The organism is Sulfurihydrogenibium yellowstonense SS-5 (assembly GCF_000173615.1).
In the GTDB taxonomy this organism is placed as follows: domain Bacteria; phylum Aquificota; class Aquificia; order Aquificales; family Hydrogenothermaceae; genus Sulfurihydrogenibium; species Sulfurihydrogenibium yellowstonense.
Window position 1 is genome coordinate 1 of sequence record NZ_ABZS01000075.1, and the last position, 7,761, is coordinate 7,761.

General features: G+C 32.0%; 8 protein-coding genes. 5 read left to right on the forward strand and 3 right to left on the reverse strand.

Going from position 1 to position 7,761, the window contains the following annotated elements:
* Nucleotides 1-135: 135 nt before the first annotated feature.
* On the reverse strand, nucleotides 136-1,335 hold the full coding sequence (locus tag SULYE_RS04170) for a sensor histidine kinase (RefSeq protein WP_232178580.1): 1,200 nt from the start codon (nucleotides 1,333-1,335) through the stop codon (nucleotides 136-138).
* Between the two features lie 98 nt (nucleotides 1,336-1,433).
* Nucleotides 1,434-2,096, reverse strand: a complete 663-nt coding sequence (locus SULYE_RS04175) for a response regulator transcription factor (protein ID WP_007546830.1) — start codon at nucleotides 2,094-2,096, stop codon at nucleotides 1,434-1,436.
* A gap of 577 nt (nucleotides 2,097-2,673) precedes the next feature.
* On the opposite strand from SULYE_RS04175, the gene SULYE_RS04180 reads away from it, so the two are divergent.
* From SULYE_RS04180 to dtd, 3 genes are read left to right on the forward strand one after another with little or no spacing between them, the layout of a single operon-like run.
* The gene (locus SULYE_RS04180; RefSeq protein ID WP_007546832.1) at nucleotides 2,674-3,525 is read left to right on the forward strand and encodes a DHH family phosphoesterase; all 852 of its coding nucleotides are present in this window, start codon (nucleotides 2,674-2,676) and stop codon (nucleotides 3,523-3,525) included.
* Nucleotides 3,526-3,535: 10 nt separating this feature from the next.
* A complete protein-coding gene (locus SULYE_RS04185; RefSeq protein WP_007546834.1) occupies nucleotides 3,536-4,123 on the forward strand; it encodes a TetR/AcrR family transcriptional regulator in 588 nt (195 codons plus the stop codon).
* Nucleotides 4,120-4,563, forward strand: coding sequence for a D-aminoacyl-tRNA deacylase (gene dtd / locus SULYE_RS04190; RefSeq protein WP_007546836.1), 444 nt, complete (start codon nucleotides 4,120-4,122; stop codon nucleotides 4,561-4,563). Before SULYE_RS04185 ends, dtd begins: the two co-directional genes overlap by 4 nt.
* A gap of 2 nt (nucleotides 4,564-4,565) precedes the next feature.
* Here dtd and SULYE_RS04195 read toward each other — a convergent pair whose 3' ends face one another.
* Nucleotides 4,566-4,778: a hypothetical protein gene (locus SULYE_RS04195; protein WP_007546837.1), complete on the reverse strand. Its 213-nt coding sequence runs from the start codon at nucleotides 4,776-4,778 to the stop codon at nucleotides 4,566-4,568.
* Between the two features lie 552 nt (nucleotides 4,779-5,330).
* On the opposite strand from SULYE_RS04195, the gene topA reads away from it, so the two are divergent.
* Both topA and gatC read left to right on the forward strand, forming a co-directional pair.
* A complete protein-coding gene (gene topA, locus SULYE_RS04200) occupies nucleotides 5,331-7,376 on the forward strand; it encodes a type I DNA topoisomerase (RefSeq protein ID WP_007546838.1) in 2,046 nt (681 codons plus the stop codon).
* 127 nt (nucleotides 7,377-7,503) lie between these two features.
* Nucleotides 7,504-7,761, forward strand: a 258-nt coding sequence (gatC, locus tag SULYE_RS04205) for an Asp-tRNA(Asn)/Glu-tRNA(Gln) amidotransferase subunit GatC (protein ID WP_007546839.1), incomplete at its 3' end; no start/stop codon positions are given.

Sequence of the window (7,761 nt, forward strand, 5' to 3'; positions counted from 1 at the left end):
CCGTATAAAATAAAGCAAACATGATAAAGATTAATTTTTTCATGATTGAAATTACAGCACCGCGTTAAAGTCAAGTTTATCCAAAATTATAAACTACAATTATTAACTTAAGATTAAAATTACCTTAACACAAGCTTAATAACTTTTTGTACAAATTTTTACAGAAGTTCCTCTGCCAACCTCGCTATGAATGGTTAATTCCCAACCTAAGATTTTACTTATAACTTTGCATATACTAAGACCAAGACCTGAACCTTCTTCAAGCTTTGCTTTTTCTGACCTGTAAAAAGGTTCAAAAATTTTAATCAGCTCTTCTTTTGAAATTCCGATACCCTCGTCCTCTATGATAACACAATAGCTATCTTTTTTTATACCTATTTTTCCGTTTTGCGGGCTATATTTTATTGCATTTTCTATAATGTTGCTAAAAAGTGAATGAATAAGCTCATAATCACCAAACACCTTAAATTCATCTTCAAAAATCTCAAAACTTAGATTTTTGTTATTAATCAGTTGTTTAAAATCTCCTAATATGCCGAGTATTAAAGTTTTTAGCTCTACAATTTCTCTCTTTGGCTCTACATTTTGAGTTTCTAATCTGTATAGCAATAAAAGTTTTTCTACTACCTGAGAAGCTCTTTCAGCTGCGCTTTTAATGCTAAGCAGAAACTCTCTCATCTCAGCTTGGCTTCTTGGTTTTCTTAAGGTTAAGTCTGTTGAAGTTCTTATGATAGACAACGGTGTTTTAAGCTCGTGGGACAGGTGATAAAAGAAAAACTTTTGAGTATCAAGATAGTTGTTTAATTGATTTACTAATTGATTGTAGGCTTTTACAATTGGTTTTATCTCAGAAAACACATTTTCATCTAAGATGTCAAGCTTGGCCGGGCTACTCTCTTCTATTTTTTTGGCTAACCTCATGACAACTCTAAAAGATAAATACCATAAAGGATATGCAATTAGAGTATATACTACCAAAATAGCAAGCCAACCTGTAAAAAAATTTTTAGAAAACTTTCTTAACATTGCTTGCTGATTGCTGATTTCTCTGTAAACCAAAATATAATATCTACCGTATTTTTCACCATAGCCTGCGTACTCTTTACCGTTGATTTCAAAAAAGAAAAGTCCATTTTCCGATGGGAAATTAAGAACGCTTTTATCAGGTTGTAATTCAACATATTTGTTATCTTCCAAGATTTTTAGATAGTTGCCAGAACCTTTTCTAAAGTTTATCATGACTTCTTCATCGTACTGAAACTTTCCCTCTTCTTTAATAAGATACGCAACTGACCGCCACAGAATGTTTAAAGATGAACTTATCTCTTGATGCACAGAATTTTTTATCGTCAAATGTGTAAAAAGATAGATTGACAAAAAAGCACTAAAAAGCAAGATGAGAGATAATACATACACTCTTGAAAATAGGCTTTTCATATCTTAAGTATATATCCTAATCCTTTAACGGTTTTGATGTACTTACCTTCCGGGTCAAGCTTTTTTCTCAATCTGCTTATTAAAACTTCTATTACATTGCTGTCAGGAGATCCTTCCCATCCGTATAAGCTTTGTTCTATATAAGTTTTAGAAAGAATTCTGTTAGACTTTAGGGCAAGCATCATTAAAAGTTTTAGCTCCATAGCTGTAAGCTCTACATCTTTACCTTTCACTTTCACATTTTGATTAACTAAGTCAACTTCAACATCACCAAAAGAGACTATGCCTTTGCTTACGTTATGATAACGTCTTATTAAAGCTTTTATTCTTGCAACAAGCTCTTGAAAATCAAACGGCTTTGCAAGATAATCATCAGCTCCTGCATTCAGTCCTTTTATTTTGTCTTCAACAGAACCTTTAGCGGTGAGTATCAAAACTGGAGTGCAAATTCCACGATTTCTTAAGCTTTCTAGAATGCTTAGACCATCCTTTCCAGGAAGCATCAAATCTAAAACTATCACTTCATAGTTTTCTGTATTCAAGTACTCTTCTGCTGTAGCTCCATTAGAAACTAAGTCAACTAAAAATCCTTCCTCTTCAAGACCTTTCTTAATAAGCCTTCCTAAGGTTTTATCGTCTTCTACCAATAAAAGTCTCATGGTTTTCTTCCAAGGCTCAATTTATGCGTTAAAGTATTTTATCAAAGTAAAACTTCAAATTTTAAAATGAAAGTTAATCAACTCCCGTCATTCACCTCTTACACAAGGTCAGTTCATGAGCTGCTTATGAGCGGACAATTCATGAATTGCTAAGCAATATCTCCCACTTTTAACATTCTAGCTACGGCAAAGAATCTTGTGTAATCTATGAGACTGCTTGCAAAAATCCAAATCGTCATTCTGAAGCCGGTGAAGATTCTCGCGATTTTAATGAATTTCTCATCCGACGTATATAATATATTTATTGTTATAGCGTTTTTGTAAGAGTAAACTACGTAGCTAATTTCACATTCCACAGATAATATGTTTTTTGATTTTTTTGAAAAATAAAACGGAAAATTTTTTGCCTCAATAGAATAGTGTACGAAAGGTTAATTACTAATTTTTAGGTTATGGTTAAATTTGGAATGCTCTTGTTATATTAATCCAATAATTCAAGATAAAATATAAAAATGTATTTTTTATCTTTACAGTTAGCATTTATTAACTTAAAATATTGTAGGAGGTTTTTAAAAATATGAAGATTATCGGACTTTATCATAAAAATTGTACAGACGGAACTACGGCGGCGGCAGTGATATTAAAAAAATATCCGGATGCAACCGTTATTCCAATAGAACATAACTTCAAAGATGAAGATTTTGAGCAAATACTTGGGCAGATAGATGAAGATACAATAGTCTATATTGTAGACTTTGCATTAAAACCAGAATATTTAAACAAAGTTTTAGAAAAAGCCAAGAAAGTAATAAATTTAGACCATCATATTAGCATGAAAAACATATTGGAAGAGATAAAAGACCCAAAATTTGAATTTGTATTTGATAATGACAAATCAGGAGCATCTTTAACTTGGCACTATCTATTTAATACTGAGCCGCCAGAAATAATAAAATATGTAGAAGATAAAGATATTTGGAAATGGCAGTATGGAGATATAACAAAATATGTTAATGATTATCTATTCCTATTTACCAACAAACCAGAAGAAGTAAAAGAGCTTTTAGATAAAGATATTACAGAAATTATAGAAAAGGGCAAAATAATAAATCAGTATACGACTTATTTAATCAACACCTTTGTAGAGAAAGCTAAAGACCTGTTTATAAAAATAGGAAATTACAAAGTAAGGGCATACAACACTGGTTTATTTCAGTCTGAAATTGGAAATTTGTTAGCTACTGGGTATAATGAAGCTGTTTGTCTTTTTTCAATCAATGGCGATTTTGTGAAGCTCAGTTTTAGAAGTCTTGACAATCATAGTCCGTCAGCTTTAGACCTTGCAAAATTACTAAACGGTGGTGGTCATAGAAATGCTGCCGGTGCATCTGTAAGCATCAACGAATTTTGCAGCATGATTATGATGTAGGAGGAATTTAATGTTGGAAGAGCTATCTACAAGAGAAAAAATAATATTAGCAGGTGCTGAAATAATAATCCATGAAGGGTTAAAACGCTTTACAGCAAAAAATATTGCCAATAAAATAGGCATCACCGATGCAGCCATCTATAAACATTTTCCTTCCTTAGATGCTATAGTAGTAGAAATTATCAACAGATATATATCTCGGTGTTCTCAAAGCGTTGACAGAGCAAAAGAATTAGGCCTTTCTACAGAAGAAACTTTAAAACAAGTAATGAGAGAGCATATAAAAGTATTGGAAGAAACAAAAGGGGCTGTTCCTGTTTTATGCTTCGAGTTTAGCAGGTCTGGAAATAAAAAGTTTTTTGATATACTTCATAAATTTGTTGAAGATTACAAAAAGAAACTTTCTGAGGTTATTAAAAAGGGACAAGAAGAAGGGCTTGTTAAAGAGGATATTGACCCATCTGAAACAGCAATGCTTTTTGTAGGACTAATACAGGCAAAAGTTTTTGCGTATGTAATGGAAAGAAGAGAAGGACCAATAATCAAAGACCCAGATCAATTAATTTCAGAATTATTCTATGGAATCATTAAAAAATGATTGCGGTAGTTCAAAGAGTTATAAAATCAAGCGTTGAAGTAGACGGTAAGGTTGTAGGAGAAATAAGAAAAGGAGTTAATATACTTCTTGGGGTAGCCGAAGATGACACAGAAGAAGATATAAATAAGTTAGTTAATAAAATTGTTTATTTAAGAATGTTTGAAGATGAGGATAAAAAGATGAATTATTCGCTTCTTGATATCAACGGAGAAGCTCTTATTATTTCTCAGTTTACACTTCTTGCTAATTTAAAGAAAGGAAGAAGACCATCTTTTGAATATGCTGCCAAGCCAGATAAAGCTAAAGCTTTATATGAAAAATTTGTAGAAGAGTTTTCTAAATATGTGAAAGTTCAAACAGGTATTTTTGGTGCTGATATGAAAGTTTATATTTTAAACGATGGACCAGTAACATTCATCCTTGATTCAAAACAGTTATAACCCTATCTTCTAAACCAAGGCTTTTTCTCACCTTTGCCTTCTCTTGGTGGAAATACGCTTCTATATAGATTCTTCCAAAAAACTTTTGCTCTTGTAGATTTATAACTCCAAATAGTTACAGCTACCGAAAGAATAATCCACAAAGGAATAAAAATCTTTATTAATACATTAGTAGCCTCTTTTTCCATTTGATTAAATGCTGAAGGGTCAATCATTCTTAGCTCCATTTTTATTTTATAGTCTTGTCAATAATAATAATAATAAGATAAATAGTAAGATTTTTCAATACGTTGTCAGCTCAAAAGAAGCAGGGAGAACATTATTGGATATTTCAAGAAGAATTATTTTAAAATTCTTAACTTAGCCATAGAATGTAAGATATGAGACATGAGAATGTTCTAAAATTTTTGCAGCTTCGCCTTTGCCTGTCTTCCTGAGAGTTTTAGTCCGAAGGATTTTCTCTTTTAATGTCTTTTAAAAGAAGAGAAAATGAAAGGAAGTTTTTTGCCGACTTTAAAATGACCAATCGAAAGGTTAATTAATTTTTAGACTTGGCTAAAATTTGAAACAATCTGACATGGGACGTTGATAAAATTTTTTAAACTTAGCTTGCCGCCCATCACACTTCACACGCCACTTTGTTTGTCATCAGTAGCCTATTACTTTATTTGCTATCCAACTGACTTTAATTAATATGACCTATACGCCAACTTGAGAATAATTGAAATTGAGCATATAATTATTAAAAAACTCACAGAGGTTAAAGTTTGAGCGAAAAGAAAATAGTTATTGTAGAATCACCAAAAAAAGCAAAAGAGATATCACACTTTTTAGGAAAAGATTTTATTGTGAAAGCAACAGTAGGGCACTTTAAAGACCTTCCAGAAAATGAAATGGGAGTTGACCTAAACACCTATGAGCCAAAATTTGTGATAAAATCTCAAAACCATAAAAAAATCTTATCAGAAATAAAAAAATTAGCAGAAAAATCGGAAGTAATCATAGCAACTGACCCAGATAGAGAAGGATACGCTATAGGATATTTTATGTATGAAGAATTAAAGAAAAAAGCAAAGGAAGTAAAAAGAGCAGAATTTCATGAAATAACCAAAGAGCATATTAAAGAAAAAATAAAAAACGCTATCCCTTTTGAAAAAACAAACTTTGGATTATTTAATGCGTTTCTTGGAAGAAGGGTTGGGGATAGGATTGTCGGTTATACACTATCACCAATAGCATCAAGAGAAATAGGTGGAAGGTTTAGCGTTGGTAGAGTTCAGTCTCCGGCTGTAAGATTGGTAGTAGAAAGAGAGATAGAAATTCAAAATTTCAAACCAACGCCTTACTACGTGTTATCTGCGGTTTTATCAAAGGCAGTTCATGAACTGCTCTACACATTTACAGCTACTTACGAAAATTCAAAAATAGAAAACAAAGAAGAAGCAGAGAAAATCTATTTGGATATAAAAGATGAAAAAACAGCTACTTTAAAAAAAGTAGAAAAAAAGCAAGTAAAACAATCTCCAAAACCACCATTCACAACATCTACACTTCAACAGTCGGCAAGTACAGTTTATAGATTCCCGCCAGAAAAAACGATGATGTTAGCCCAAGACCTTTTTGAAAGCGGGCTTATCACATACCACAGAACAGACAGTGTAAGAATAAGCGAAAAGGCTATAGATGGAATTAGAAATCTAATAAACAAAGAGTTTGGTAAAGATTATCTGCCGGAAAAAATAAGAGTTTACAAATCAAAAAATACACAAGCAGACGCACATGAAGCTATAAGAATCACCCATTTTGTAAACTTAGAAGGACAAAAAAAGCTCATTCAAGAGAAAGGCTTATCAGAAGACCATTTCAAACTATTAAAGCTTATTTATGAGAGAACAGTAGCATCTCAGATGGCTGATGCAATCTTTGAAAGAACAAATGTAACTGTTGATATAAAAGGCTATACATTTAAAGCCAGCGGCTCAATCTTAAAGTTTAAAGGTTATAAAGCTGTTTATGATTTAGAAGAAGAACAAGAGGAAACCCAAAATTTACCAGATTTGAAAAATAAAGATGTTTTAAACATTGAAAAAATAGATTTGGAAGAAAAATTTACAAAACCGCCGGCGAGATACACAGAAGGCGGGCTTGTCAAAAAATTGGAAGAGCTTGGTATAGGTAGACCCTCAACCTATGCAACGATAATAAAAACTATAAAAGAAAGAGGCTATGTAGTTAAGGAAAATGGAAGTTTAAGACCAACAGAAAACGCCTTTCATCTGATTGAATATTTAAACAATCGCTACAATTGGGTGATAGACTACTCTTTTACAAAGAAAATGGAAGATTTTCTTGATAAAGTAGAAGAAAATAAAAAAGATTGGAAAGAGTTTGTAAGACAGCTTCACGAAAAATCGGCTTCAAAACAAGATGTGAAAATATCAAAGAAAATGCTTGACTATGCAAAAGATTTAGCAGAAAAGCACGGCAAAAGCATAGAAGAGATAAAAGATGACCCGGAAAAACTAAAAGAGTTTATCGATGCCCATGCTGAAAAAAACCCATCTCAAAAACAGATAGAATACGCAAAAAGTTTGGCTGAAAAAACGGGGTTGAAATTAACAGATAAAGAGCTTTCAGATAGAAAATTGCTTACAAAATGGATAGATAAAGCGAAAAAAGAAATAATGAAAAACTACCAGTTGTCAGAAAAACAAAAAAATGTTTTAATAAAGTATGGCAGAGAAGATTTGATTGACAACCCGGCTAAAGCTTTAAAGTTCATAAAAAGTAAGCTATCAAGATATAAAAAATAAAAAGGGTCGGGATTGCTCCCGACCAGGTATGGAGGGGGAGGGAGGGGGATGCGAACTGAGTGATAATAATATATTAAAATTCGAATATATTTAAAATGACTAAAGTCATATCTTGGAGAGGTGAAAAATGACAAATCAAATAGGAAAAGAGTTAATTGAAAAGGTGGCAAAATTATCAAACTTGAAATTAAAAGAAGAAGAGATAGAGCTATTTTCAAATCAGTTTAAAGATATTTTGAGTTTTATAGATAAATTAAATGAAGTTGATGTAAAAGACACATTACCATTTTACGAACTTCAAATTGAAGAGAAATCGGAAAGGGAAGATATTCCTACAGGCTCAATAACAAACGAAGAAGCATTAAAAAACGCAACACAAGCAGAA

Coding starts and splice junctions, on each gene's coding strand:
- SULYE_RS04175 (WP_007546830.1), bottom strand. CDS start 2,096: ATGAGACTTTTATTGGTAGAAGACGATAAAACCTTAGGAAGGCTTATT.
- SULYE_RS04185 (WP_007546834.1), top strand. CDS start 3,536: ATGTTGGAAGAGCTATCTACAAGAGAAAAAATAATATTAGCAGGTGCT.
- SULYE_RS04180 (WP_007546832.1), top strand. CDS start 2,674: ATGAAGATTATCGGACTTTATCATAAAAATTGTACAGACGGAACTACG.
- dtd (WP_007546836.1), top strand. CDS start 4,120: ATGATTGCGGTAGTTCAAAGAGTTATAAAATCAAGCGTTGAAGTAGAC.
- SULYE_RS04195 (WP_007546837.1), bottom strand. CDS start 4,778: ATGATTGACCCTTCAGCATTTAATCAAATGGAAAAAGAGGCTACTAAT.